25 protein-coding genes are annotated in these 26,076 nt (G+C 58.2%); 15 read left to right on the top strand and 10 right to left on the bottom strand.

From position 1 onward, the window contains the following. Nucleotides 1-13: 13 nt before the first annotated feature. A complete protein-coding gene (locus CR159_RS11205; RefSeq protein ID WP_102074037.1) occupies nt 14-907 on the bottom strand; it encodes a LysR family transcriptional regulator in 894 nt (297 codons plus the stop codon). A 102-nt stretch (nt 908-1,009) separates the two neighbouring features. On the opposite strand from CR159_RS11205, the gene CR159_RS11200 reads away from it, so the two are divergent. Both CR159_RS11200 and CR159_RS11195 read left to right on the top strand, forming a co-directional pair. After that, nucleotides 1,010-2,167: a TauD/TfdA family dioxygenase gene (locus CR159_RS11200; RefSeq protein WP_102074036.1), complete on the top strand. Its 1,158-nt coding sequence runs from the start codon at nt 1,010-1,012 to the stop codon at nt 2,165-2,167. A 108-nt stretch (nt 2,168-2,275) separates the two neighbouring features. Beyond that, the gene (locus CR159_RS11195; protein ID WP_102074035.1) at nt 2,276-3,220 is read left to right on the top strand and encodes a LysR substrate-binding domain-containing protein; all 945 of its coding nucleotides are present in this window, start codon (nt 2,276-2,278) and stop codon (nt 3,218-3,220) included. A gap of 41 nt (nt 3,221-3,261) precedes the next feature. On the opposite strand, the gene CR159_RS11190 is transcribed toward CR159_RS11195, so the two are convergent. Beyond that, complete coding sequence (locus CR159_RS11190) at nt 3,262-4,128, bottom strand: isocitrate lyase/PEP mutase family protein (RefSeq protein WP_102074034.1); 867 nt, start codon at nt 4,126-4,128, stop codon at nt 3,262-3,264. Between the two features lie 236 nt (nt 4,129-4,364). Between CR159_RS11190 and CR159_RS11185 the strand changes: the two genes are divergently transcribed. Together CR159_RS11185 and CR159_RS11180 are read left to right on the top strand one after the other, a co-directional pair. Continuing rightward, complete coding sequence (locus CR159_RS11185) at nt 4,365-4,844, top strand: MarR family winged helix-turn-helix transcriptional regulator (protein ID WP_233208271.1); 480 nt, start codon at nt 4,365-4,367, stop codon at nt 4,842-4,844. 66 nt (nt 4,845-4,910) lie between these two features. Beyond that, entirely contained in the window at nt 4,911-6,119 is a 1,209-nt protein-coding gene (locus tag CR159_RS11180) for an MFS transporter (RefSeq protein ID WP_102074032.1), read from the top strand. Nucleotides 6,120-6,151: 32 nt separating this feature from the next. On the opposite strand, the gene CR159_RS11175 is transcribed toward CR159_RS11180, so the two are convergent. Together CR159_RS11175 and CR159_RS11170 are read right to left on the bottom strand one after the other, a co-directional pair. Then, nucleotides 6,152-6,697: a DUF4256 domain-containing protein gene (locus CR159_RS11175; protein ID WP_102074031.1), complete on the bottom strand. Its 546-nt coding sequence runs from the start codon at nt 6,695-6,697 to the stop codon at nt 6,152-6,154. Between the two features lie 4 nt (nt 6,698-6,701). Beyond that, a complete protein-coding gene (locus CR159_RS11170) occupies nt 6,702-7,181 on the bottom strand; it encodes a VOC family protein (RefSeq protein ID WP_102074030.1) in 480 nt (159 codons plus the stop codon). Between the two features lie 103 nt (nt 7,182-7,284). Between CR159_RS11170 and gcvA the strand changes: the two genes are divergently transcribed. Next, nucleotides 7,285-8,184: a transcriptional regulator GcvA gene (gcvA, locus tag CR159_RS11165; protein ID WP_102074029.1), complete on the top strand. Its 900-nt coding sequence runs from the start codon at nt 7,285-7,287 to the stop codon at nt 8,182-8,184. A gap of 4 nt (nt 8,185-8,188) precedes the next feature. On the opposite strand, the gene CR159_RS11160 is transcribed toward gcvA, so the two are convergent. Then, nucleotides 8,189-9,520, bottom strand: coding sequence for an MmgE/PrpD family protein (locus CR159_RS11160; protein ID WP_102074028.1), 1,332 nt, complete (start codon nt 9,518-9,520; stop codon nt 8,189-8,191). A 212-nt stretch (nt 9,521-9,732) separates the two neighbouring features. Between CR159_RS11160 and CR159_RS11155 the strand changes: the two genes are divergently transcribed. From CR159_RS11155 to CR159_RS11135, 5 genes are all read left to right on the top strand, one after another. Beyond that, a complete protein-coding gene (locus CR159_RS11155) occupies nt 9,733-10,887 on the top strand; it encodes an acyl-CoA dehydrogenase family protein (protein WP_102074102.1) in 1,155 nt (384 codons plus the stop codon). Between the two features lie 26 nt (nt 10,888-10,913). After that, nucleotides 10,914-11,897 (top strand): Bug family tripartite tricarboxylate transporter substrate binding protein, encoded by a 984-nt coding sequence (locus CR159_RS11150; RefSeq protein ID WP_102074027.1) that lies wholly within the window; start codon nt 10,914-10,916, stop codon nt 11,895-11,897. Continuing rightward, a complete protein-coding gene (locus CR159_RS11145) occupies nt 11,894-13,984 on the top strand; it encodes an acetate--CoA ligase family protein (protein WP_102074026.1) in 2,091 nt (696 codons plus the stop codon). The genes CR159_RS11150 and CR159_RS11145 overlap by 4 nt, the downstream gene beginning before the upstream one ends. A 2-nt stretch (nt 13,985-13,986) precedes the next feature. Further along, a complete protein-coding gene (locus CR159_RS11140; RefSeq protein ID WP_233208270.1) occupies nt 13,987-14,853 on the top strand; it encodes an alpha/beta fold hydrolase in 867 nt (288 codons plus the stop codon). Nucleotides 14,854-15,104: 251 nt separating this feature from the next. Next, nucleotides 15,105-16,079: a Bug family tripartite tricarboxylate transporter substrate binding protein gene (locus CR159_RS11135; protein ID WP_102074025.1), complete on the top strand. Its 975-nt coding sequence runs from the start codon at nt 15,105-15,107 to the stop codon at nt 16,077-16,079. A 94-nt stretch (nt 16,080-16,173) separates the two neighbouring features. Here the strand turns inward: CR159_RS11135 and CR159_RS11130 are convergent, their stop codons facing one another. Beyond that, nucleotides 16,174-16,818, bottom strand: coding sequence for a helix-turn-helix domain-containing protein (locus CR159_RS11130; RefSeq protein WP_233208269.1), 645 nt, complete (start codon nt 16,816-16,818; stop codon nt 16,174-16,176). Nucleotides 16,819-16,925: 107 nt separating this feature from the next. Here CR159_RS11130 and argE point away from each other — a divergent pair, with 107 nt between their 5' ends. From argE to CR159_RS11110, 4 genes are read left to right on the top strand one after another with little or no spacing between them, the layout of a single operon-like run. After that, entirely contained in the window at nt 16,926-18,128 is a 1,203-nt protein-coding gene (argE, locus tag CR159_RS11125; protein ID WP_233208268.1) for an acetylornithine deacetylase, read from the top strand. A 60-nt stretch (nt 18,129-18,188) separates the two neighbouring features. Next, a complete protein-coding gene (locus CR159_RS11120) occupies nt 18,189-19,184 on the top strand; it encodes a threonine/serine dehydratase family protein (protein WP_102074024.1) in 996 nt (331 codons plus the stop codon). After that, nucleotides 19,184-20,188, top strand: coding sequence for an ornithine cyclodeaminase family protein (locus CR159_RS11115; protein ID WP_102074023.1), 1,005 nt, complete (start codon nt 19,184-19,186; stop codon nt 20,186-20,188). Before CR159_RS11120 ends, CR159_RS11115 begins: the two co-directional genes overlap by 1 nt. Before the next feature lie 28 nt (nt 20,189-20,216). Beyond that, a complete protein-coding gene (locus CR159_RS11110) occupies nt 20,217-21,197 on the top strand; it encodes a tripartite tricarboxylate transporter substrate-binding protein (RefSeq protein ID WP_102074022.1) in 981 nt (326 codons plus the stop codon). On the opposite strand, the gene CR159_RS11105 is transcribed toward CR159_RS11110, so the two are convergent. From CR159_RS11105 to CR159_RS11095, 3 genes are read right to left on the bottom strand one after another with little or no spacing between them, the layout of a single operon-like run. Next, complete coding sequence (locus CR159_RS11105) at nt 21,182-22,432, bottom strand: CaiB/BaiF CoA transferase family protein (RefSeq protein WP_233208267.1); 1,251 nt, start codon at nt 22,430-22,432, stop codon at nt 21,182-21,184. The two genes, CR159_RS11110 and CR159_RS11105, sit on opposite strands and share 16 nt — an antisense overlap. A 13-nt stretch (nt 22,433-22,445) precedes the next feature. Then, nucleotides 22,446-23,243 (bottom strand): enoyl-CoA hydratase/isomerase family protein, encoded by a 798-nt coding sequence (locus CR159_RS11100; protein WP_102074021.1) that lies wholly within the window; start codon nt 23,241-23,243, stop codon nt 22,446-22,448. A gap of 22 nt (nt 23,244-23,265) precedes the next feature. Then, the gene (locus CR159_RS11095) at nt 23,266-24,255 is read right to left on the bottom strand and encodes a Bug family tripartite tricarboxylate transporter substrate binding protein (RefSeq protein ID WP_102074020.1); all 990 of its coding nucleotides are present in this window, start codon (nt 24,253-24,255) and stop codon (nt 23,266-23,268) included. Nucleotides 24,256-24,423: 168 nt separating this feature from the next. On the opposite strand from CR159_RS11095, the gene CR159_RS11090 reads away from it, so the two are divergent. Beyond that, nucleotides 24,424-25,131: a GntR family transcriptional regulator gene (locus CR159_RS11090; protein WP_102074019.1), complete on the top strand. Its 708-nt coding sequence runs from the start codon at nt 24,424-24,426 to the stop codon at nt 25,129-25,131. A gap of 30 nt (nt 25,132-25,161) precedes the next feature. On the opposite strand, the gene CR159_RS11085 is transcribed toward CR159_RS11090, so the two are convergent. Then, nucleotides 25,162-26,061: a LysR family transcriptional regulator gene (locus CR159_RS11085; RefSeq protein WP_102074018.1), complete on the bottom strand. Its 900-nt coding sequence runs from the start codon at nt 26,059-26,061 to the stop codon at nt 25,162-25,164. Between the last annotated feature and the right edge of the window lie 15 nt (nt 26,062-26,076).

Raw genomic sequence — 26,076 nt, 5'->3', positions numbered from 1 at the left:
TACGCCTTTGGCCCTAATCCCGCTGGAGCCGGCGGTCGTTGGCGAGCAAGGCCGAGCGCAATGCATCTCGAAATGCATGCAGCGCCCGGCTCTCTGAATCGGCTTTGCGGGTGACCAGGGACAGCTGCAGGACGGGCGCGGCACGGCCCAGGCGGACGATGCGCAGCGGGTAACTCGACAGTTGCGCCGCATCGGGAGGCTGGACGATGGCGATCCCAAGCCCGGCGCTAACCGTGGCGACTATGGCCATTGCCGTATCGAGTTCGAGCGAACTTCGATGTTCGGCGACGTGCTCATGCACGAAACGGGTGGCAAGCGATCCGGTGACGGTATCGCGCTCATAGCGGACCCACTCATATCGCCGAAACAGTGCCGCCAACGAACTTTCAGTGGCCGACGGCGGAGCGATCAGTACCAGCTCGCGGCGCAGCATGGGCTCCCATTGCAGCAGGCCGGGTCCGACTCGCGGTGGCTGTGCGACGAGTGCGGCATCCAGATCTCCCGCTTTCACCGCACTGGTCAGCGAGCTGCTGCGTCCACGCGAAGGCTTGAGCTGCAGGCGCGGATAGCGGTCCACCAGGATGCGCAATGTGCCCGGCAGCACCTGGGCCTGCATTGATTCGATGATCCCAACCTTAAGCCTGCCTTCCACGACCACCGAGCCTGTACTGCGCATGGCGTCGAGGTGATGTAGCGGCAGGCGCATGAGCTCCACTAATTCATGCGCGGTCGCTGTTGGCCTGACCTGTAGGCCCGACCTATCGAACAACTGCTTGCCCAGGTACTGCTCGAGCTGTTTCATTTGCATGCTGACGGCGCTGGGCGTGACGTTCACCTCTTGCGCAGCAGCGGCGAAAGAGCCGTTGCGAACGATGGCTTCCAGCGTGACGAAGGCGGCTATCCTCATCAAGTTCCCTTATGTAATACATCAAACAAGTTCGCTTTTCTAATTTAGCACGCCTCAATAAAATTGCTATAAGTTTCAACTTTCCTCTAGGAGACAACATCGATGAACGCCCCCATGAATTTTTCCGGCCCAAAGGCCTGGACCGCGGCCGAGGCCGATGCAGACCGCTCGTGGACCTTGCGGCTCAATGATGACCAAGTGGAGGGCTTTCGCGTTGCGCTTGCCCATGCGCGCACCCTGGGCAAGCCCTTCCTGGACATGACACGTGAAGACTTTGCGTTGAACGACGCGGCGAAGCAGGCACTGGTGGATGCGGTTGCCCTGACACAGGGACGGTGGGGCATGGCCTTGATCAAAGGCTTTCCGGTTGATGAGTGGACCGAAGACGACGCACGGCTTGCCTATTGGGGGATAGGGTTGCACATGGGTGTTGCACGGACACAGAATCGCGCCAGCGAAATCATGAATGACGTACGTAACGCCGGCGGCAGCTACCGCAGCAAAGGAGGCCGCGGCTACAACACCAATGCAGGCCTGGACTTCCACCAGGATTCCGCCGACGTGGTGTGCCTACTTTGCCGCCGGACGGCCAAGAGTGGCGGAGAAAGCAAGGTCATCAGTTCCATCGCCTTGCGCGATGCGGTGGCGCGCCGTCGCCCAGACCTGGTGGATGTCCTTCATCAGCCTTTCTTCCATAGCTATCAGGGCACCCAGGATCCGGTTCAGCCGCCGTACTACCGCCTGCCGATCTTCGGCAGCCATCCGACGCACTTTGCCGCGCGGACCAACCGCAAGAACACCGTCGCCGCTCAAGCCGACTTTCCCGAGATCCCACGGTTGACGCCCGGCCAGGCGGAGGCCCTGGATCTGCTTGACGAACTTATGCCCAGCGACGATCTTTGCTTCAACATGGTGCTTGCGAAGGGCGACATGCAGTTGCTTAACAACTATGTCACGCTGCATTCGCGTACCGAGTTCGAAGACCATGAAGATTCAGATCTTAAGCGCCACCTGTATCGGCTGTGGTTATCCATTCCGAGTTCGCAACCGCTACCCGAAGGATGGGACGAATACTACGGCGATGTTCGTGCGGGTTCGGTGCGCGGCGGTGTGCGAGGCAGTGCCATCACCGCCGAGTTTCTAGCCTATGAGGAACGACAGGCGAAAGACCTGGGCATGCTCCACACGCCCTGGAAACCTCTCGTCACACAAGCGCAGATGCAGGCTGCTATTGGCGTGCAGTCCAAGGAAACCGTCTGATCAGTCCGCCTCGCCACGCTTTGGACAGTGCCCCCGGCATGGCCGGCGCACTGTGCCTTCCCTCAAGATAAAATTAATGAATCATAGGGACAAGAGTGAGGTTTATTTATGAAGCTCAAGGCTTTTGAGACACTGAGCGCGGTTCTGGCGGAAGGAAATTTTGCCGCGGCGGCAAAGGTTTGCCACCTCACGCCCAGTGCGGTGAGCTTGCAGATGAAGCAGATCGAGACTTATCTGGGCCAGCAGTTGTTCGACCGGTCACGCTTGAAAGTCAAGCCGTTGCCACGTGCATACGACGTCGCGGAAGCAATGCAGGTGGCGAGGGAACGGCTCGGAGAGTTACGGCGCGATATTCCCATGACGATCGAGGGGCATCTGCGTGTAGGCATCATCGAGACCATGCAGCCGCTATTGCTGCCTCAGCTTATTCGGGGCATGCGCCGCTCTTACCCCAAGCTTCACCTTCAAATCCAGCGCGGCAAAAGCCTGGAACTTACCGATGCCGTCAAGGCAGGGGAGATCGATGCCGCCGTGGTGGGACAATCCGAGACCGGAGGATCGGCGCGCCTGCACTGGTTTCCCCTGATGGTTCAACCTCTGGTGATGATTGCCCCGCCCAACGCACGGGAGGACGACCCTGCTGAACTATTTCGTCGCCACGAATGGATACGATACGACCGACGTACCGTGGCGGGCCGCCTTGCCGCACGCTACGTCAAGCAGCACTTTGGTGCTCCTCATGCCGAACTCGAACTTGATGCGGTGCGGGCCGTCATGGCGATGGTCAACGCCGGCCTTGGTGTGTCCATCGTGCAACTGTCGGAGCCTGGCGTCCTTCGCGCGTTCCCGGTCAAGGTCATCGAATTGGATAACGCGCCGTCCTTGCGTTTTTCTTTAGTGATGCGTCGCTCCGAACAAGAGGAGCGGCTGCTTGGTGCACTCTGTGAAGTGATCCGAACATTTCTTCCCGAACCCAGCATACCGTCCGAGCCCGGTACGGCCATCGCCGTTTCCCGCCAACGCAAACGCTCGCGCGCCGCAGCGAAGAGCTGAAGCCCGACGCAGGCGCGGCGATGGGAGTATCGGCACGGTCCTCAGGCCTCGTACCGCTTGCCGACCTCCATCAGTTCAGGCGTGCCGATCAGGGCGTTGAGCTCGTTGAAGTTGAGCATTTCCGGCCATAAAGGTTCGGTCGTGCCGTGCGTCTTCAGGCTTTGGTAATAGTGCTGCAAGCGGCTTGCGGCGAATCGTGCGGTGCCGCCCGGGAAAATCACGATGCGGTAGCCCCTGGCCTCAAGCTCGTGGAGTGGCTGGATGGGCGTCTGTCCGCCTTCGACCATGTTCGCCAGCAACGGAATGCGTGAAGAAAAACGCTGGCACACGATGTCCATCTCTTCGGGTGTATTCACGGCCTCGACAAACAGCGCGTCGACACCGCATTCCATATATGCGTCGGCACGCTCCAGCGCCGCCTCGAATCCTTCCACCGCAATCGCGTCCGTGCGGGCAAGGATCAGGGTTTCTTCCGAATGACGCGCGTCCAGCGCGGCCTTCAGCTTTCCACACATTTCCGCTTTCGACACCAATGACTTATTGGCGAGATGCCCGCAGCGCTTGGGAAAAGATTGATCTTCCAGCTGAATCATTGAGGCGCCGGCGCGCTCGAAATCACGCACCGTGCGCCGCACATTCAGCGCATTGCCGAAACCGGTGTCGCCGTCGACAATGACGTGTGTATCGACTCGGTCGGTGATCTGGGCCAGGACGCTGGCGGCCTCGCTGGCGGTCGTCAAGCCAACGTCCGATCGGCCAAACCGTGTATATGACACTGCTCCGCCCGAGAGGTAAACCGCTTCGAAGCCGGCTTGCTGCGCAATAAGCGCCGACAGCGCGTCGTACACGCCCGGTGCAAGCAGGGCGTTCGGCGCCTGCAGCCGTTGTTTCAACGATGAAGATCTCATCTGGTATTCCTACTCCGTGTGTTCGAGCCTTCACGAGAAGACTGATTCGAGGCCCGCAAGAATGGTGCGATGCCACTGGTACGGGAAGGATATACGGCCTCAAAGAAAGGGAAAATCGATATTTACTTCACCGTTACGTGAGGGATTTTTATTAAGCGCGCTGTTTGGCTGGCTGCGTGGCCATACCCCACCGATGTTTGCAAGTTCCGATGCAAGCCGCTGGTATAATACTTTGTATGCAAACTAAATCTCCACCGAACATCATGTCCGCACCGGACCTCCTTCAGGCGCGATCGCGATTTGGACTATTGCTTGGAAGTGTGTACAGGCAATGGCGCCGTCAGGTGGATCTAAGCTTCAAGGACCTGGGTCTGTCTGATGCTTCGCATATGCCCCTATTGGTCCTGTACGTACACGAGGAAGCTCTGCGCCAGAAAGACCTGGCCGACGCTTTGCACCTGGATACATCATCCCTGGTGCGCGTACTGGCGCAGCTGCGCAAGGCGCAGCTTGTCGATTGGACCAGTGACCCTGGCGACCGGCGCACCAAGTGCATCGTCCTGACCACTGCGGGGCGCGAAGTGGCAGCATCGATCCTGGCCAAGAGTATGGAAATCGAAAAGGATATTCTTGCGGACCTTACTCCGCATGAGCTGGACGTAACGCGCCGCGCGCTGGAAAAAATCTCGCGGCGCTTTAATCCTTTGAGTAGTTGAACAAAAAGATCAAGAACCGGACTTCGCTCTGTAGCGCCGTCCAATACTGGAAACGTGCGGTAAAAAATGAAATTGAAAGGGTCCCCCTTTGCCTGGGTGAGTTTTGCCATGATCGTCGGCGTGATGGGCACTGCGCTCATCAGCCCCTTATACGCGCTCTACAAAGAGGCATGGCAGTTGCAAACCAGCGACATCTCGCTCATCTATGTGGTTTACATGGGCGGCGCGCTCTGCAGCTTGTTATTTTTCGGACGCTTGCCCGATCGTGTAGGCTTTCGCCCGATGATGCAGTGGGGCCTGGGGCTGGCTTTGGTGGGTACGGCCATCAGCCTGGTCGCGTGGGATATGACGAGCCTGTGTGTGGGGCGCTTTGTTGTTGGTGTGGCGTCAAGCATGGTGACCACGAGCGCTACGCTGGGCCTGGCCAAGCTGTCCGGATCCAGCAATCTGCAGCGCGTCGCCATGGTGACTGGCTTCCTGATGGCCTTTGGCTTTGGCTTGGGTCCTTTGGTGGGCGGTATCTTTGGACAATGGGTTCCGTCCCCGTTGGCGACCACCTATGTGCCCACCCTGCTTTTGGGTGTGCTAGGGCTGGCGGCGTTATGCCGCCTGGAATTGCCGGCCAGCGCAAAGTCCCCGCCAGGCGGGCGGCGCCTGGGCCTGGGCGATGTCGTGCCAAAGCTGACATGGCCGGAGCCTAGTACCTCCAGGGCTTTTGTGCTGACCTGTTGCTTGCCATTCCTGGCATTTGGCGTCTTTGGCTTATATGCGTCGATGGCGCCGTTGTTCCTGGATAAGCTGGTGCCGTGGCACGGACCCGTGGTTAGCGGCACGGCGATTGCGTTGATCCTGTTTTGCTCCGCCATCGTCCAGGTAATCGCAGGACGCATGCCGACGCACTGGTGTGGAGTCGCGGGCTTGCTGGGTTTGGCGGCCAGCAATGCGTTACTGATGGCGAACTTGTGGGCCGGCTCAGCCATCCTGTTTGCGTTGGGCGTGCTGTTGACCGCGACCGGCCACGGCATGTCCATGCTTGCTGGAATGAGCATGGTTAATCGGCTTGCCACCGCCAACAATCGCTCCGGCTTGCTGGCCACTTACCTGGTGATCGGCTACCTGGGCAGCATGGCGCCCATGATGGGAATAGGCTGGATCGCCGACCACTGGGGCATGGAGGTGGCTGTATGCCTATTCTGCACCTTGGTCATCGCGATGGGGATGGCCGTGGCCGTGCTTTTTCAGCGCCATCCTCGCATACGGCCTTCAACGGTTTAGGCGCGGACCGTATGCCGCGCCTAAGTCGCCGGTCACACGCGGAGCAAGCCACGGAAGCCTCTTGCCGCGTAGTAGGACTGCGCGCCGTTGTGATACACGAATACCCTGCCATAGCGGCGGTCGCAGAATAGGGCTCCATCGAGCGAACGGACATCATGCGGTGTTTCGATCCAGCTGGACGTCTTTGTATCGAAATCGCCAAGCTTCTGCAGGTCGCGGTATTGGTCTTCAGTCAACAGATCGATGCCCATTGCAACAGCCATCTCGACAGCACTGCTCTTCGGTTTGTGCTCCTTTCGCGAGTCCAGGGCCGCACGGTCGTAGCAGAGGCTCCTGCGGCCTTTCGGGCTTTCCGCAGAGCAGTCGCAGAACGTGATGCACCCGCTCTCCTTGTCCTTACCGATCACGTCCGGCTCGCCACCGGTCGCCTCCATCGCGTGCAGCGACTGCAACGCAACGGGATTGGCTTCCAGTCTGGCCCGAACTGTAGTCCATGCAATGCCTTGATGGCGATGCATATTCGTCTCATGGCGAACCTTCAATACTTGAAGCAGTTCTTCGCGCTCTTTTGCTTTCATAGCGTCAGCCGCGCCGAGCCGCTTCGATGGCAGCGATGTCGATTTTGCCCATCTCCATCATGGCTTCGAACGCGCGCTTGGCCGCCGCCCGATCGGTATCGGTGATGGCGGCGGTCAAGGCACGCGGCGTGATCTGCCATGACAAGCCCCATTTGTCCTTGCACCAGCCGCATGCGCTTTCCTGTCCGCCGTTTCCGACAATCGCGTTCCACAAACGGTCGGTTTCGGCTTGAGTGTCGGTCGCAACCTGGAACGAGAATGCCTCGTTGTGCTTGAAGGCCGGACCGCCGTTCAGCCCGAGACATGGGATGCCCATCACCGTGAACTCCACCGTCAAGACATCGCCCTGCGCGCCCGCGGGATAGTCGCCGGGCGCATGATGGACCGCGTTCACCGCGCTGTCCGGAAACGTTTCGGCGTAGAACGTTGCGGCGTCCAACGCGGTGCCGTCGTACCAGAGGCAAATCGTGTTCTTGCTGATCATCGTGGGTCTCCTGGGTTGGAACAGATCCTTTTTAAAACTTATCGCCGATGAACTCCAGTAGAATCTTGAGTAACGATTAATAAGGGCCACAGCCTATACACAGATGGCAAGACGCATCCCACCTCTGAATCCTCTGCGTGTGTTCGAGGTTGTTGCGCGAACAGAAAACCTGACGTCGGCGGCATCTGAACTCAATGTGACGCAGTCGGCGGTCAGCAGGCAGATCGCAGTGCTCGAAACCTATTTAGGGATCGAGCTATTTCGACGCGAGCGGCATGGGGTGACGTTAACGCGTGCGGGAAGGGCTTTTGCCGAGAAGGTCATACCTGCGTTTGAACTGATTGCCGAAGCGACTGAAACGCTCGTCAAGGACAGCAGCCAAGGGGCGTTAAGGGTGCGCACTTACACCACCTTTGCCGCCAAGTGGCTCATTCCCCGCTTGGATGAGTTTCGCAAGCGTTATCCCAATATCGAGGTCCGAATCACGAATGCCGTGCCCGACGTGGACTTCGATCGGGACCCTGTCGATGTCGCCATTCAGTTCGGCGACGGCCAATGGCCGCGTGCACAGTCAGACCTGCTTTTCTATGATGAAATCGAGCCGGTATGCTCGCCGCAATATCTCGAGCAGTACGGAGCAGATGCACGACATCCGGAAGCGCTGCTGAAGCATCGTCTGCTCATTTCCCATTACCGCCGTGTGGATTGGCACGACTGGCTGACAGCAACAGGCTATGCAAACGCTGGAAAAAGTGCAGAGGAAATGGCGTTCAGTACTTCTGTGTTGACATGGCAGGCGGCGATCAATGGCTTGGGCATGGCCATCGGTCAAAATGCCTTACTGACTCACGAATTTGCGTCGGGGCAACTGGTGCGTCCGTTTCAGCGTCCTGTGCGAGGCAACAAAGCCTACTATCTGCTGCGGCCCAAGCTTCAGCGGGAATCACGAAAGGTCGCTTTGTTTCGGGACTGGCTGCTGGCGACAGCAGCGTCCGTCACGTGAGCGGTTAAAGGTCCATCAGGCCAGGGCGAGATTCCAGGGTCCACAGCGCCTGCAATATCGATTTGGCTCTTTGCTCTCCCACGACAGGTTGGGCCAATTCCATAAATTTCGCGCTGAGTTCATCGTCGGTCAACGGCTGTTCCGGGTCTCCTTTTCGCGTAGGTTGGAAGTATTCCGCCTGACGTCCATCCGCCGTCCTTATCATGACTCTGGCTGCGCGCTGGCCAGGAAATGCGGCGTCCAGGTCGGGCGCAACGGTAAGGTCCATGCGCGTCATCAAGTCGCGGATGCGTGGATCGCTCAAGCGTTGTTCCGTGAATGCGGCAAGCCGGACGCTCCCATAGAGCAGGGCGGTGGCAACGACGAAGGGGACGCTGAAGCGGGCCTCCGCGGCAGTGGTGGGTTGGAAGTTGCCGGCCACATCGAGTGCTGGCGAGTAAGTCGCGATACTCACCCGCTGTATGTCTTCCGGCTTCACACCAAGTTGAGCCTGAAGTGCCAGCGCCCCGTCTATGGGTGCGAAGGTGTGGCCGCAACAAGCATGGTTCTTGAATGTCATGCACGTAATGTTGTATTCCTGGCCCAGTGTGGCGGTAGCCCGTTTCCAGTCCGGGCCGTCGCTCATGGCTTTACCGATTCCGGCCTCACCATCGATCACATCGAGAGAGCCGGTAAACCCCGCGGAGGCCGCCTGCGCCGCCAGTAGACCGGCCTCTGCCGCATGCCCGGCATGTAATGGCTTGGACATTGAGTCCATTCGAAAGGCTTGTTGCAGGCCCGACGCAACGGTGGCGGCGGTGCACAAGGCGTGAGCATAAGGGATGGCGTCTAGATCCAGTATGGCTGCAGCCGCTGCCGCGGCACCGAACGTGCCTATGGTGCCGGTGTTGTGCCAGTAGCGATAGTGCGCTCGTCCCATTGTGGAACCTATTCGTGTGGAAATCTCGTAACCGGCAATCACGGCTCGAAGAAAATGCATGCCCGACGCGTTATGCGCCTGGCCTTGAGCCAAGGCGGCGGCAATGGTGGGCGCACCAGGATGATAGATCGCCTCGCGGTATATGTCGTCGACCTCCGCCGTGTGTGCCGCCGTTCCATTAATCAATGCCGCTGTGCGAGGTGTAGCCGATCGCCCTAGGGCAAGCTGCGATGGCCCGCGATCGAGGTCGTCCGACAGTGCTTTCTCGAGGATCAATGCCGGTGGCTCCATGGCGCCCGCCAGCAAGGCCGCATACCAGTCGACGACCGCGCGTTTTGCATGATGAATGACTTCTGGAGGGAGTTCAGTGCCGTTCAGCGAGGCGCCGTAGGTGGCCAGAATTTGAGCCGTGGTCACATTGTTTCCTTTATAGGCGGTGATTGCGGTTGTTGAATACGGGGATGATGTAGCGACTGTACGCGTGAACGCTCATCGCGGACAACTTCGCATTTGTGGTCCTGGCATTACAAAACCTCATGGCAAGCGGCTCAACCGGAAGTTCTCAAGTCGGCTCGTTCGGCGCATGATTGCATCGCATATCCGGCACCGTCGCCGATGAAGAGGTAACTATGAATTTTGAACTCAGTGAAGAACATCGCGCATTTGCCGATTCCGTCGGCCGCTTTGCGCGGGACAAACTCAGCGCCGGGGCGCTTGAACGTGCCCATGCATCGCAGTACCCATGGGAAACCGCCGCGTTGCTGGCTGAACAGGGCTTGCTCGGCATCGCCTTTCCCGAAGAGGATGGAGGCCAAGGTGGAAGCCTGATGCACGCTGTGCTGGCTATCGAGCAGATTGCGCTCGTATGTCCTAAAAGCGCGGACATTGTGCAGGCGGGCAACTTTGGACCAATTCGCACATTCGTGGAATATGCCACGCCCGAACAGAAGGCCCGGTTTCTCCCTGACCTTCTGTCGGGCAAAAAGCTGATCTCATTGGGCATGAGTGAACCTGATGCGGGCTCGGCTGTGACCGAACTGAAGACATCCGCGAAGCTCGATGGTGACCACTACGTCATCAATGGCAGCAAAGTATTCTCGACGCATAGTCCGGAAGCTGAACTCTTCCTGGTCTATGTCCGGTTTGGCCCGGGTGTAGGCGGAATTGGCTCGGTATTGATCGAGCGTGGCACGCCGGGCTTCGAGATCGGCGCTCCGTCGAATTTCATGAATGGAGAGCAGTGGTCGCCGCTGTACTTCGAGAATTGCCGTATTCCGGTTGAGAACCTTTTGCTGGGACCGGGCGGGTTCAAGAAGCAGATTTCGGGCTTTAACGTCGAACGCTTGGGGAATGCCAGTCGCTCGCTTGCCTTGGGCCGCCATGCTTTCAATGTGGCGCGCGAACACGCGTTGATACGCAAACAATTCGATCGCCTGCTATGCGAATTCCAGGGTATTCAATGGAAATTCGCCGAGATGACGCTAAAGCTGGAGCAGGCTCAGTTGATGCTTTACCGCGCCGCACTCGAGGGTGAATCCGGCCTACCGTCGGCACAGAGTACGGCTTTAGCCAAGCTGGCTTGCAATCAGGCCGGATGGGAAGTTTCCAATGAGGCGATGCAAGTCATGGGTGGCATGGGTTTCAGCCAGGAGTCGCTGGTTGAATATTGCGTCCGCCGGACACGTGGCTGGATGATCGCGGGTGGATCGATAGAAATGCTGAAGAACCGGATAGCGGAAGGCGTTTTTCAGAAGAGTTTTTCACAACGCGCTACTAAAGCGTGACCAAACCAATACAGGAGACAATAATCATGAATCGTCGTGGAATTTCGTTAACTGCTGTCGCAATGTTCGTCGCGGCCATGTCGGGAACCGTAGGGGCCGAGTCTTCGTACCCGTCCAAGCCCGTGCGGATTCTGGTGGGCTACCAACCCGGTGGACCCACGGACCTGGTGGCGCGGCTGGTGGCCAGTAAGTTGCAGGAAAAGCTGGGACAGCCCTTTGTTGTGGAAAATCGGCCCGGCGCGGGGTCCAATATTGCGTCGGAAGCCGCGGCGGTGGCGAATCCCGACGGATATACATTGTTGATGGCTGCTTCGCCAATAACCATGAACGGCTATGTCTACAAGAATCAGAAGTACAACGTCGAAACCAGTTTTGAGCCGATTACCATCATTTCTTCAGCGCCGGGGATATTGGGCGTAAGCCCCACGTTGCCCGTGAACAATTTGAAGGAACTTATCGAGCTGGCCAAGAATACGCCTGAAAAGTTAACGTTTGGCTCGACGGGTCATGGCGGTTCGCAGCACATGGCCGGAGAACTGTTCCAGCAGCTTGCAGGCATCGAGCTGCTTCACATACCCTATAAGGGCGCGAGTGGCGTACTTACTGATCTTAGCGCCGGCCATGTCGATATGTCGTTCATGACGTCGACCAGCGCCATACCTTTTCTTGAGACAGGCAAGGTGAAGCCCTTGGCGGTAGCTGGAAAGACCCGGCTGGCCGCGCTTCCGGATGTCCCGACCTTTGGGGAACTGGGTTATCCGGGAATGCTCTCCAGTTCATGGAATGCCCTGTTGGCGCCAGCCGGCACCGACCCCGATATTGTGAAAAAGCTTCATGCCGCTGCGGTGGAAGCGGTACAGGCTCCAGACATCAAGGAAAAGCTGGAACCCCAAGGCGCCGTTCTCATCGGAAACAGTCCTGAAGAATTCCGCAAGCAAATCGGAGAGGAAGTGGCGCATTGGGGTGATCAGTTCAAAAAAGTCACACTTGAAACCACGGGAAAGCAATGACCGGTAAATTCATAGACCAGGACCTGGCGCAGGCGTTGTTATACCCACGCAGTATTGCGCTCTACGGCGCGTCCGACGACACGGCAAAGATGGGTGGGCGTCCTGTGCAGTTTCTTCAACGCTCGGGTTATGCCGGAAAGGTCTATCCCATCAACGCGAAGCGAAACGAAGTTCAGGGATTGAAGGCATGGCCTGATCTTCAGAGCCTGCCTGAAACACCGGACCAGGTGTTCGTTCTCACGCCAACAGAGTCCGTCATCGCTGCAGTCAGGGAGTGTGCCGCCATTGGCGTCAAGGTGGTCACTATTCTGGCCAGCGGGTTTTCAGAGTCTGGACCCGAGGGCGCGCAACGCGAGGAACTATTACGCCAGATCAGCCGGGACACCGGCATACGGATTCTGGGTCCCAGCAGTCTGGGAGTCGTGAACCCGCGAACGGGCCTGGTCTTGACCGCAAATGCGGCTTTTGCCGAGCCTGACGTCCCCAGTGGAAAAGTATTTGTGGCTTCGCATAGCGGAAGCATGATTGGCGCGCTGGTGTCGCGCGGCAAGGCGCGAGGCGTCGGTTTTGCCGGCCTCGTGTCGGTCGGGAGCGAGGTCGATCTGAGTATCGGTGAAATCTGCAGTGCCACCCTGGACGATCCTGCGATTGAAGGCTATTTGCTATTCCTGGAAAGTTTGCGGCATGGGGCGCACTTGCAGGCGTTTGCGCGTGAAGCGGCCCGCCGCGGCAAGCCGGTCATCGCCTATAAGCTGGGTCGCTCCGAGGCGGCCGCCGAAATGGCGGCCACGCACACCGGTGCCTTGGCAGGCGAAGACGATATTGCCGACGCTTTCTTGAAGGACCTGGGTATTTCCCGAGTCGAGATGCTCGATTCCTTGCTCGAAATCTATCCGCTGGCCAAGCGAATCAAGCTTACGGACCCCGCAAAGGGCGGCACGCGCCGGGTGGGCGTGGTCACGACCACAGGAGGCGGCGCCGCCATGGTTGTGGATCAATTGGGTATACGCAATGTCGTGGTTCAGTCTGCTTCCCAGGAAACACAGGCCCGTTTGATGGCCGCCGGCATGCCCGGTAGCGTAGGCCGCGTCCTCGACTTGACCTTGGCAGGCACAAAGTACGAGGTGATGAAAAAAGCGCTGGACATCATGCTTGATGCGCCGGAGTTCGACATGATCGTGGCGGTCGTCGGCTCATCGGCGCGCTTTCAGCCGGAACTGGCCGTCAAGCCGATCATGGATAGTGCCGTTCACGAAAAGCCGCTCATTGCCATGCTGGTCCCCGATGCGCCGCAGGCACTGGCGCAACTGACTCAGGCCGGAATTCCATGTTTCCGGACTCCCGAAGGATGTGCGGACAGCATTGCATCCGTGCTGGCGCGCCGTGTCCCCGGCACCCCGGCCACGGTAAACGCAGGCTTAAATCATGATGCAGCGCATACGCTTAGCGAGGCACAGGCTTATGCCTTGCTCGATACGCTCGGCGTTCCTCATGCCCCAGCCTTGACCATGCCCATGTCGGAAAAACCGACGGCGTTGCCTTTCGATTTCCCGGTGGTGGCCAAGGTATGTTCATCCCGGATACCGCATAAAACAGAGGTCGGAGGCGTCGTGTTGGGAGTCCGGAACGCAGAAGAGTTGGAAGCGGCGTTCACAACGCTACGGACCAATCTTGCGATGCACGCGCCTGACATCGAATGCGATGAGGTGCTCGTACAAGCGATGCGCCGCGGGCTGGCGGAAGTCCTCGTCGGATATCGAGTTGACCCGGATGCGGGGCCGATCATCATGCTTGCCGCTGGTGGAATCTGGGCCGAATTGGCACGGGATCGCAGCATACGCCTTGCGCCTGTCTCTGTTGATACGGCTCACGAGATGATTGCCGAAGTACGCGCGCTCAAGTCGGTGACCGGCCTCAGAGGCAAAGAGAAGGGCGACCTTGACGCCCTTGCGCATGCTGTCTCGGCAATGTCGCAACTGGCGATCCGCCCCGAGTCGCGTGTGATCGAGGCGGAAGTGAATCCCATGATGATCATGCCCCACGGCCAGGGTGTGATCGCGGTCGATGCGCTGATACTGGAGGCCTAGTGATGGACTGCCAGCTTATGTCATCGGGCGAGAGCAATGCACTGGATACGATCCGGCGCATTGATTCACTGGCCCGGCGGCACGATGTGTCCTATCAGGGATGTACCGTGCGCTGGCGCGAATGGGGCCAGGGCCCGCCTTTGGTGTTGCTGCACGGAGGGCACGGCAGCTGGCATCATTGGATACGCAATATCGAAGCCCTATCAGCCACGCATTCGGTATGGGTTCCCGATATGCCAGGTTTCGGCGACTCACAAGACCTCGTAGGTGATCGCCACGACGCGCAACGGCAAGCCCGCTTGGTCGATACGTTGGCTGGCAATCTTGATACGCTGCTGGGCGCCCAGACGCTTATAGACCTGGCGGGGTTTTCCTTTGGTGGATTGACCGCCGGGCAGTTGGCTGCGCGGCGGGGCGGCGTGACGCGAATGGCGTTACTCGGCCCGGCCGGCCATGGCGGGACGCGGCGACAGAAGACGGCGCTTGTCAATTGGCGGCTCAACGACGCCGTGGCCAGGCGGGCGGCCCTTCGAAACAACCTGCAGTCGTTCCTGCTGCACGAACCCGGTTCCGTCGACGCGTTGGCGCTTGCCATTCATGAAACCGCTGCACTGGCCACCCGATATCGCAGCAAGGATTTCTCGCACTCGACCGCTTTAACGAGCGCCCTGCAAAACCTGTCCATGCCCCTCCTGATGCTTTGGGGTGAGCACGATGTAACCGCGCATCCTGTGGAGGCAGCGCAACGGCTGTCTGATGAGCGCCCTGAGCGTGGGTGGTGCATCATGCCGGGGGCGGGCCATTGGGTCCAATATGAGCGCCATCAGGACGTCAACCAGTTGTTGGGGCGATGGTTGTCACCGGCTTGATCGGCTTACGTTAATTTGCGTGGCGCTCCGTACTGGTGCGCCGCAGCATGGCGCGCATCGGCTTCCACCTGGTTTGATGCGAACCGGCCGCACGCATATCGTATTCAAAAGATATTTTTCCGCTATAAAACAAGCATCTATAGCGCTGCATGCTGCGTTTTCGTCGCTATCGAGAGACTTGGCACGGCCCTTGCGTCAAGCAATAGGGTCCATTTTGTCAGTCACGTTTCACGATCAAGGAAGAAGTCGCTATGAAAGCAATATATGCCTACGCAAAATCGGTCGCCCTGGCCGGAGGCCTGGCCATGGCATTCACCGCAAATGCCGCCTATCCCGAAAAACCGATAGAAGTCATTATTTCGTTCCCGCCGGCGGGTGCGACCGATGCCTTGGCGCGCGCTGTAGGACAGCGCCTATCAGACAATCTGGGACAAACGGTGGTGGTCCAGAATCGTCCGGGCGCTGGCGGCGCCATCGGCTTGGCGGCTGCCGCGCGCGCACAAACCGATGGCTATAACCTATATCTGGCCGCCACCACCAATCAGGCGATCGCCGCCGCGATTTATCCCAAACAGGAAGTGAGCCTGCTCAAGGATTTTGTACCTATAGGGCAGGTAGGTTTCGCGCCGCATGCGCTTGTCGTGCCTGCGTCTTTGCCGATCAAGAGTGTGGGCGAGTTGCTCGCTTATCTGAAGGAAAAGCCCGGCACCTACAACTTTGCGTCCCAGGGGACGGGCACGTTATCGCACCTGGAGTCCGAACTGTTCGTCGCCGGCAACCAGCTCGATATGATGCACATCCCGTATAAGGGTAGCGCGCAGGCCTTGCCTGATGTGGCCAACGGCTCGTCGGCGATGATGTTCGATAGCGTGACGGGTTCCATGCCCATGGTGCAGGCGGGCAAGATCAGGTACCTGGCGGTGGCATCGACGTCGCGCGTCAGCTTGTTGCCCGATGTGCCGACGCTGGCAGAGGCGGGCGTAAAGAATGTCGTCGCCGACAATGTCTTCGGTCTCTTCGCTCCAAAGGGCGTCCCCACCGAAGTGGTCGCCACGCTGTCGACGGCGCTTGAAGCGGTACTGGCGGACCCCGGATTGAAGGCCAGCCTGGCCAAGCAGGGGTCCGAAGTCAGCTATGCCGCGCCTCAGGCCCTGGGTGCAACCATCGCCGAAGAACACCGTTACTGGGCCGGTGTGGTGAAAACGGCAGACATCAAGCCGCAATAGAATCTTGGGCATATTGCGGAATAGGCGGCGGTGCGGAAGGTATCAGCGAACACTTCCTATTTCGCAAATGCGGCCATGATGTACAGCTTGCGCCTCAGTCTTGCATCGGCATAGGCGTAGGCATTGACTCTCCATCGTTCAGGCACACCACCAGGATCTCGACCGCCGTGGGCGAAGCGCACAGATAGTGATGGCCCAATGCGCTGTTGAAGTAAATACTATCGTGTCTGTCGAGCGTTTGCGACGTACCGTTTTCAAACTCCATCGTCAGGCTGCCTTCCAGTACAAATATGAACTCTTCCCCCGCATGCTTGCTGAAGTCGGAAGCATCGATGGGTGCACCGGGCTCTACCCGGCCGTACATGGGCGTCATTTTCTTTTGCGGCCATTTGGTTGCCAACATTCCGTAGAGATACCGGTTGGCCCTGTAAATGACGGCGTCGTTGGCGCGATCAACGACTACGCCGCCTTTTTCCTGTGCCGCGGTCTTCCTGAAGAGGTCAGACAAGTCCATGCCCAGCGCCTGGCTCACCGCCAGGAATTTTTCATAGCTGAGCGCAATCAATCCCCGCTCTGCCTTGGACAGTGAGGCCAGCGAGACTTTGGACCGTCGCGACAGGTCCATCAGCGTGAGCCCTTGGTCCTTACGGGCAACGCGGATCTTGTTGCCCATCTCATGCTTGGTAAGAACACGGTCTTCTTCGCGATGCGAGGTCTCCCTTGCTTTGACAGTTACCATAGTTAATTGCTATTAAATACTGAATAGAAATTTAAATTATATATTTTCATAAGTGAAAATTTACGCCTATTGTTATGCCTTCTATTCGCTTACCCCATGAGCTTCCGATGAGTATTATGCCGCAACCCAATGAGTCATCCACCACATTTCCCAGCACGTCAGTCGATTGGACCCGGAAGCTGATCTCATACGATACGACGAGCCGCGATTCGAATCTGGACCTCATTGCCTACATCAAGGATTACCTTTCCGGCCAAGGCATTGAATCCACGCTGACGTTCGACAAGACGGGCAAAAAGGCCAACTTGTTTGCCACCATCCCGAGCGCCACAGGCGAAACCACGGGAGGCATCGTGTTATCCGGTCACACAGACGTGGTGCCGGTGGATGGCCAGCACTGGACCAGTGATCCTTTCAAGCCGGAGTTGCGCGATGGCAACTTGTACGGCCGGGGCGCATGCGATATGAAGGGGTTCATTGGCGTGACGCTTCAGCTCGTCCCCCGCATGCTGCAAACCAGGCTGGCACATCCTGTACACCTGGCCTATTCGTACGATGAGGAGATCGGCTGCGTTGGGGCGCCTTCCATGATTCAGGATTTGATTGATCGAGGGGTCAACCCGAGTGGCTGCGTTGTTGGCGAACCCACCAGCATGCGCGCCATTGTTGCGCATAAGGGCATCAATGTGTACCGCTGCCGTGTGCATGGCCATGCCGCTCACTCTTCGCTGACGCCCAAGGGCTTGAATGCCATCGAGTATGCAGCGCGTATCATTTGCACTATTCGCGATATCGCTGACGGAATCAAGGCCAACGGCCCTTACGATGATGCGTTCGACGTTCCCTACACGACCGTGCAAACCAGCATGATACGAGGCGGTATTGCATTGAATACTGTGCCTGACCTGTGCGAATTCGAGTTCGAATACAGGAATTTACCCGGGTCGTCGCCGGAAACCATTTTGCAGCAGGTGCGCGACTATATCGACAGCACCATCATGCCCAGCATGACGCGGGAAAACGCCGCCGCCAAAATCGATATCGAGAAATTGGCCCGATCCCCCGGATTGGACGCCGCCGAGGACGCGGCCATCACGCAATTGGTGCGCGCCCTGACCCGCGACACTGAGATCCGTAAAGTGGCCTATGGAACGGAAGCTGGCCTTTTTCAGGCGGCCGGCGTGCCCTCGATAATTTGCGGACCGGGCAATATCGAACAGGCCCACCGTCCTGACGAATACGTGAGCCTTGAGCAGTTGGATCAATGCGAGAAATTTCTTATCGCGCTTATCAATAGCCAGGCCGCCTAGCCACGGTTGACGCCTTGGCGCCACAGACAAGCATTACTCAATTATTACCGGAGCAATTTCATGACCGTTGGACAAACGCCGCCACTGACAATAGACGCCATCGCGCAAGCGCACAGCAAACTTGCGCCGTATGTGCGTGAAACTCCCGCGCTGGATTACGTATTGCCGGGGTTCGCCGAGGGTACCGTGATCAATTTTAAGTTTGAGCTGTTCCAGGTGGCCGGCACATTCAAGGCACGGGGCGCGTTCACGAATGTCTTGGGTTTGTCGGATGAACAGAAGGCCAAGGGAGTGACCTGCGTTTCCGCGGGGAATCACGCCGTTGCGGTGGCGTATGTCGCGCACAAATTGGGGCTTAAGGCGAAGACCGTCATGATCAAGACCGCCAGCCCGGCGCGCGTCAGTTTGTGCAAGCGATACGGCGCCGAAATCATCTTTGCCGATGACGGCCAAAAGGCTTTCGATATCGTGCGTGAGATCGAAGCCACCGAGAATATGACGTTCATCCATCCTTTCAGCACACACCCGACCGTGCTCGGTACCGCCACGCTGGGCTATGAGTGGATGCAACAATCGCCGGGCCTTGACGCGGTGCTGGTCCCGATAGGCGGGGGCGGTCTGGCGGCCGGCGTGGCTAGCGCCATTAAGCTTATGGCACCGGGATGCAAGGTTTATGGCGTGGAGCCGGAGGGCGCCAACGTCATGGCACTCAGCTTTAACGCCAACGCGCCCCAGAAGATTGGCGCCATGAGCAGTATTGCGGACAGTCTGATGGCGCCGCACACCGATGCGTACAGCTACCAAATCTGCCGAGATAACATCGATACGCTTACAACCGTATCGGAAGACCAGATCCGCGAAGCGATGCTTGTACTGTTTTCGGAGCTGAAATTGGCTATCGAACCCGCATGCGCGGTGGCGACAGCGGCGTTGCTGCACCCCTTGCGTGACGAGCTGCGGGGCAAACGCGTAGGTGTCCTGCTGTGCGGTACGAACACCGATTCGGCCACCTACATGAAACACCTGGGCGCAGCCGCGGCCAACGGGGGCGTGTGATGTCGGCAGATGTACTGGTGGCATCGGCCGCGGACGTCTATGCGGCGATATCCATGCAGGACGGCATCGGCCTGATGAGAAAGGGCTTTGTTGCGCTCGCCAACGGGCGAATTGACCAACCTTTGCGCACCATTATCAAGTCACCGTTAAGTAGCGGATTCCTGGGCCTGATGCCTGCCTGCGTGGATGATCCCGACATTTATTCCATCCCGGTCTATGGTGCGAAGATAGGTACGCTGTTTCCCGAGAACACACGAATAGGCAAGGATCCCCACCAGGGAAGTGTCATGCTCATGAGCGGCCTTACGGGCGAGACACTGGCCATCTTCGATGCATGCAGTGTAACGGCGCTGCGGACCGCCGCTGTGACGGGACTGGCCACGTCTTTGCTCGCCAATCCCGAGGCCTCCACGCTTACGTTGTTCGGTACGGGACATCAAGCCTTCTGGCAACTGCAGGCCATTGCCGCGGTTCGCACGCTGACCAAGGTGTTTGTCGTATCGCGCGACATCGGCAACGCGCAGAAGTTTGCGCGTGACGCAGGAAACAGAAGCACCTTCGCCGTCGAGGCGACCGACAATGTGCAATCCGCCCTAGCCGCGTCAGACATTGTGGTGACTGCAACGAATTCCGCTGTGCCGGTATTACGCAATGAATGGATAAAGCCGGGCACTCACATTACGGCCATGGGGGCAAGCACTCCCTCGTATTGCGAAATCGACGGCGCGACCATGGCCGCCGCCACGCTGTTTGTCGATCTTGCGGCATCTACCAAGCGTGAATCGGGTGAATACCTGAACGCAATGCGGGATGGATATTTGAATAAGGACAGCCCGCTTACCGAACTTAGCGAAGTCATCGTCCACCCGGAAAAAGGGCGCACATCAAAAGATCAGGTCACCTTGTTCAAGTCACTGGGGCTCGCCTTCGAGGATGTCATCGTAGCGGCCGAGCTGCATCGTCGCCATGTGTCCGCAAAGGCCGGCATACGCGTCAAACCATAAAAAATTCGTTAATCAGAGGGGAATAACCATGAAAGCAACAAATGTTCTGTTTAGCTTGGCGTGCGCCAGTGTCGTGGCATTGAGTTCAGTTCAAGGCGCGCTTGCAATAACACTGCCGGATCCCATAAAGCTGGTGGTCGGCTATCCGGCGGGCGGGACCGCTGACGCCGTGGCACGGATATATGCCGAGAAACTTCGCGCTGAATTAGGTGTTTCGGTCGTCGTCGATAATCGGGCCGGCGCGGGGGGGCAGGTTGCGGCACAGGGTTTCCTGCAGTCGCCCAAAGATGGGTCGGTTCTGCTCGTCGCCAACAACCACATGATGTCGACGCTTCCACTTACCATAAAGTCAGTGGCATACGACCCGGTAAAAGACTTTGCACCGGTAGCGGTTATTGCAAAATTCGAGCATATCCTTTCAGTGGGCAAAGGCACGCCGGCAAAGACATTGGATGAATACGTTGAATTGGTTCGCGAGAATCCCAGCAAGTATGGAATGTTCGGCATTCCGGCCGCGGGCAGTGCGCCGCATTTTATCGGCTATACGGTAGGCAAGGAGAAGGGGATAACGATGACGCCAGTGCCTTATCGCGGCGGCGCCCCGTTGCTCAACGATTTGCTGGGGCAACACATTCCAGCGGCGGTCGATGCCATTGGCATCATCACGGAATACGTCGCTACGGGCGACGTAAAAGTGCTGGCCGTCACCGGAACCAAGCGACTGGACATCCTCAAAGACGTGCCGACCTTCAGTGAGCTGGGTTACGGGAATTTGGAAGCATCGGGATGGATGGGGATCTTCGCGCCCCTCGGCGCTGACCCCGCATTGATTGAGCGCCTGGAAACGGCGTTCAACAATGTGGGTAGAACTGCTGAGGTCGCTAAGGCCATTGTTCCAATTGGCTTTATTCCACAAAGCGGGTCGCATCAGCAGTTAGCCGACATCCTGCAAAACGACCTGGACACGTGGAAACCAATTATCAAAGAGTCGGGCTACGTCGCAGAGTAGGATGGAGCTACTGCGTTCGCTTCACGCACAACGTCCGCTTCGATCAAGGCGTCGATTTCATCGGCGCTATAACCGAATTCGCCCAGTATCTGCACCGTGTCTTCGCCCAGGCGCGGCGCGGCGCGGTGATACTGTGCCGGTGTGGCCGAAAATTTCACGGGCATGCCTATGGTGTGCGTCGGTCCGGCTTGCGGATGTTCCTGTTCGACGATCATGCCGCGCGCCAGGGTCTGCGGATGCGAAAGAGCCTCTCCGATAGAATGCACCGGGCCGGCAGGCACGCCCGCTTCGTCGAATGCCGCCAGCCATTCTTCGGCGGAGCGCGTCTTTAGAATTTCACTCATTTCCTGCACCAGTGCAGGGCGATTCTGCATGCGGTCGGTATTGCGCGTGAAGCGCGGATCTTCGCACCATTCTGGATGACCCAGCACCTCGGCAATCCGGACCCAGTTCTTTTCGTTGGCCCCGCCAATAATGATCCATTCTGTGCCAGTCGGGAATGCCTGGTAGGGAGCCGTGAGAACATGGGACGAACCGGTGGCGCCCGGGGATTGTCCGGTACCGAAATAGATGGCGGCGTGCCAATACAGCTGTTGCAGGCTGGCCTCCAGGAGCGAAGTTTCAACGACCTGGCCTTCTCCTGTTTTTTGCTTGTGCTGGTAGGCCGCCAGTATGCCGAACGCCGCCAGCAGGCCGGCGTTAATATCGGCGACGGAGTTACCGGTGCGTAGCGGCGGGCCGCCAGGTTCGCCGGTGATGCTCATCAGGCCTGAAAAGCCCTGGGCAATCAAGTCGAACCCCCCCTTGTCGGCATATGGGCCGGTAAGGCCGTAACCCGACACTGCGCAATAAATCAGCCCAGGGTTTTCTTTCCGTAGCGTCTCGTAGCCCAGGCCCAACTTCTCCATGGTGCCCTTGCGGAAGTTTTCTGTAATCACATCCGCATCCCGCACCATGCGCAGCAGCACTTCCTTGCCTTGGGGGCTCTTCAGGTTGAGCGCAATCGCCCGCTTGTTGCGGTTGAGCATCAGGAAGGGCGCCGAAACGCCGTTGATCAGCGGGTCGCGGTACTGGCGTGCGTCATCGCCGCCTTCCAGCTTTTCCACCTTGATGACATCGGCGCCCAGGTCGGCAAGCATCATGCCGCAAGTGGGGCCGGCCATTATCTGCGACAGCTCGATCACGCGCATGCCGGCCAGCGCACCGCGGTTGGAGCCAGTTTCATTCTTGTTCATGCAATCTTACCTCTCATCGGCCTGTGAAATTGGGTGTTTCCTTTTGCAGGAAGGCGCGGTAGCCGGTTCGGAAATCTTCCGTATCGAAGCAATCGAAAGCCTCGTCCCGCTCGGCGTCGGTGAGTTCGCCCCCGGCCAGCAGCCGGCGTATGAACTTTTTATGCCAGCGGGCCACCAAAGGGGCGCCAGCGGCAATGCGCTCCGCCGTCTTTCGGGCTTCGGCGGCAACGTCCGCGTCGGACACGACGCGAGTTACCACACCTAGCTCCAGCGCCTTGTCGGCACCGAAAATAGTGCCTTCCAGCAAGACCGCCAAGGCAGTGGACGGACCCACCAATTTCACCAGCGGGGCGAGCTCGGAATACGACATGACCAGGCCCAGGTTCTTGATGGGCACACCGAAGCGGGAGCTGCTGCCGCAGATGCGAACGTCGGCCAGGCTGGCGATTTCCATGCCGCCGCCTACGCAGATGCCATGGATTTGCGCCACGACCGGGTGCCGGCAGTTACCTATTGCCTCGATCGTGCGGCGCATCACTTGCCCATATTGCACCGCCTGCTCTTTGTTCGAACGGGAGGTCTCGAACTCGGAGATGTCGTTGCCCGGCGAGAAGGCCTTTTCCCCCGCGCCCCGCAAGATAATGCAGCGCACCGAGTCGTCTTCGGACAGGGCCAGGAAGTTGGTTCCGAGATCACGCCAGACATCGATGGTGAAGGCATTCAGTTTCTCGGGACGGTTGATCGTAATGGTCACGATCCCGTCATCCCGGTCAACCAGGAGATATGGGTTTTGTGCTAATGCTGTAGTCATGTCGCTATTCCGTCTTGTTACGTTACGAGGGTTTCTTCTTCAATCCCAGGTCTGCCGTGATGCGGCCATACTTGTCATATTCGCTTTTGATAAAAGTCTGGAAATCGGCGGGCGTATCCGGGCCTCCGCCAACCACCATGCCCTGTTCAGCCAGTTTCGATGACACGCCCGGGTCTTTCAAGGTTTCGTTGAGCGCCTGGTCTAGCTTGGCCAGAACTGCGGGCGGGACATTGGCGGGAGCTAGCACCGCATACCACTGCTCTACATCCATGCCCTTGACGCCGGCTTCGGCCAACGTCGGCACGTCGGGCAATGAGGCGGCGCGCTTGGCGCTGGTCACCGCCAGCGGACGCAGCTTGCCTGCCCGGACCTGGCCAATCGCACCCGGCAAGGTATCGAAGTTCATGTCAACCTGGCCGCCCAGTAGGTCGGTCATGGCTTGTCCGCTTCCCTTGTAAGGAATGTGCTCCATCTCTGCGCCGGTAATCTGTGAAAAGCGCGCGGCACTTAAATGCTGGGGGCTGCCCATGCCTGATGAGGCATAGGTATATTTGCCTGGACTGGCCTTGACCAGATCGCTGAGCTCCTTCAGTGATTTCACATCATTTTTGGTCGGGTTCACCACCAGAATGTTGGGCACCGAGCCGATGTAGCGCACGGCGGTGTATCCATTGACCGGGTCGTACGAGACGGGCAGCATGTGAGGCGCCGAGACAGTGGACTGCATATTGGCCAGCAGTAGCGTATAACCGTCCGGAGCCGCCTTGGCCACCATTTCGCCAGCGATCAGGCCGGAGGCGCCAGGCTTGTTCTCGACTACCAGTTGCTCGCCGATTACTTCCGACAAGCGTTGGGCAATAATGCGTGCGGACACATCGGTCCCGCCGCCCGGCACGAAACCGACTACCAAGCGTATGGGCCTGTTGGGAAAAGCCTCATCGGCAGCATGCACGGCGCCCGCCTGCGCCAATGCGATTGTGCCTATCAGTGCGCACAGGGTTTTCTTGATCATTGTTCGGTCTCCATCTTTCGGGTTGATGTATTGCCACACGGACCAGTGTCTTACGATGATTCGCGAGGAACGTCATTGCTCTATGATGAGCATTCGACAAATATTGGGTACACTTGGTATTTGGTATACCAGATACCAAGTTATCCTTTTTCTGATTACTGTGCACCTATGGTTTACCCTGATTCCACCGCTAACAACGACGCCGATTCGAGCCCAGATCCCTTGGCGATTCACCATCCAACGCTCGCGGCGGTCGTCGCCGATAAGTTGCGACAGTTCATTACGGATGGCACGTTGAAGCCGGGCACCGGGTTGAACGAACGCGACCTCTGTGACCGGCTCAAGGTGTCACGCACGCCGCTACGCGAGGCTTATCGCATCCTTTCCGCTGATGGTCTGGTCAGCATCCAGCCGAAGCGGGGAGCCGTGGTCATCGAGCATTCGCCTGCCGATATCGAGAATATTTTTGATGTCCTGGCCGTATTGGAAGGCTTGGCCATACGCCAGGCGGTGCAGCGCGCGACCGACCAGGAACTGCAGGAAATTGCGTCCCTGCATGAGCGGATGCTGGAAGGATTTCGAAACCAGGACATCAAGGCCTACTTCGTGGCCAGTATGGGAACGCATGTGGCCATCAGCCGTGCTGCGCATAATCCGGCGCTTACGGCCACCTACGAGCGGCTGAATCTGCAAGTCCAGGCTTTGCGCTATAAGTCCAACCTGGATCGCGACGAATGGACCGCGGGCGTCGCCGACCATGAGCGCTTCGTCAAGGCTTTGCTTGAGCGCGATGCCGACGCGGCAGAAAAATATATCCGCGAGCACTTGACCAACAAGAAGTCCTATCACTTGAAGCCCGCTGTAACGGCTGTGTGAAGAGAGTGCCAGCCAGCCAGCCGGCTGGCATTAAGCGTGGTGTTGATTCAACAGTTCAATCAACTGCAGCGTGGCCGGCGTTAGGGATCCGTGCGGATATGTAATTCCCAACTGGCGCGCCATGGTCGTTTCTTCAAGCTCGACTTCCTGCAACAGCCCGCGGGTCTTGGGGTGATCCAGCGTTAATCGGGACAAAAAGCACAATAAGTCCGTACCGCCGATCAAATCATGGATAGAAGGCAGAGAGTTGGTTTCAATGTGCGCGATCGGCCTGGAGAGCTTGTGCGATGCAAAGAGATTGTCCAGCCATTTGCGGCTTTCTATCGGTGGCATGGGCAAGATCCAGTGGTAATGCAAAAGATGTTCCAGGTCCAAAGACGCTATATCGAAGACAGGATGTCCTTTGCGCGCGGCGACCACGACGATATCGTCGATAAACGCCTGGGTGACGAACTCGTTGTCGTTCGACACCACACCTACAATCAAATCCAGTCTTTCCTGCCGGATCTGCTCTTTCAGGAAATAGTTGGTGCCGATAGTGATCTCCAGCGCGACATTGGGGGCGTGCTTTAAAGCCAGATTACAAATGATGGGTAGCAGGTAATCGGCAGTGATTGGTCCGCAACCCACGCGTACTTTTCCTGCTGATCCGTCAATAAAGTCTTTCATGTCGCTGAGATAGCGATCATGGGTTTCGCGGATCTTCGCGGCGCGCAAATAGAACTCTTTGCCTACCGCAGTCAATTCCAGGCCACGGCCCTTGCGCTCGAACAAGGCAGCGCCCAGCTCCGCTTCAAGGCGCTGTACGCATTTGGTGAGGGCCGGCTGGCTGCGATGCAGTACGTCGGCGGCCTGGCCCAAATGTTTCAGTGCAGCGATTGTTTCGAAATAGCGTAGATCGCGTATGTCGATGCGTAATTCATTGCTCACGGTAATTGATGGATC

The organism is Pollutimonas subterranea (genome assembly GCF_002849655.1).
In the GTDB taxonomy this organism is placed as follows: Bacteria; Pseudomonadota; Gammaproteobacteria; order Burkholderiales; family Burkholderiaceae_B; genus Pollutimonas; species Pollutimonas subterranea.
Note: the sequence above shows the minus strand (reverse complement) of the source record. Positions and strands in the feature narration are given on the sequence as shown.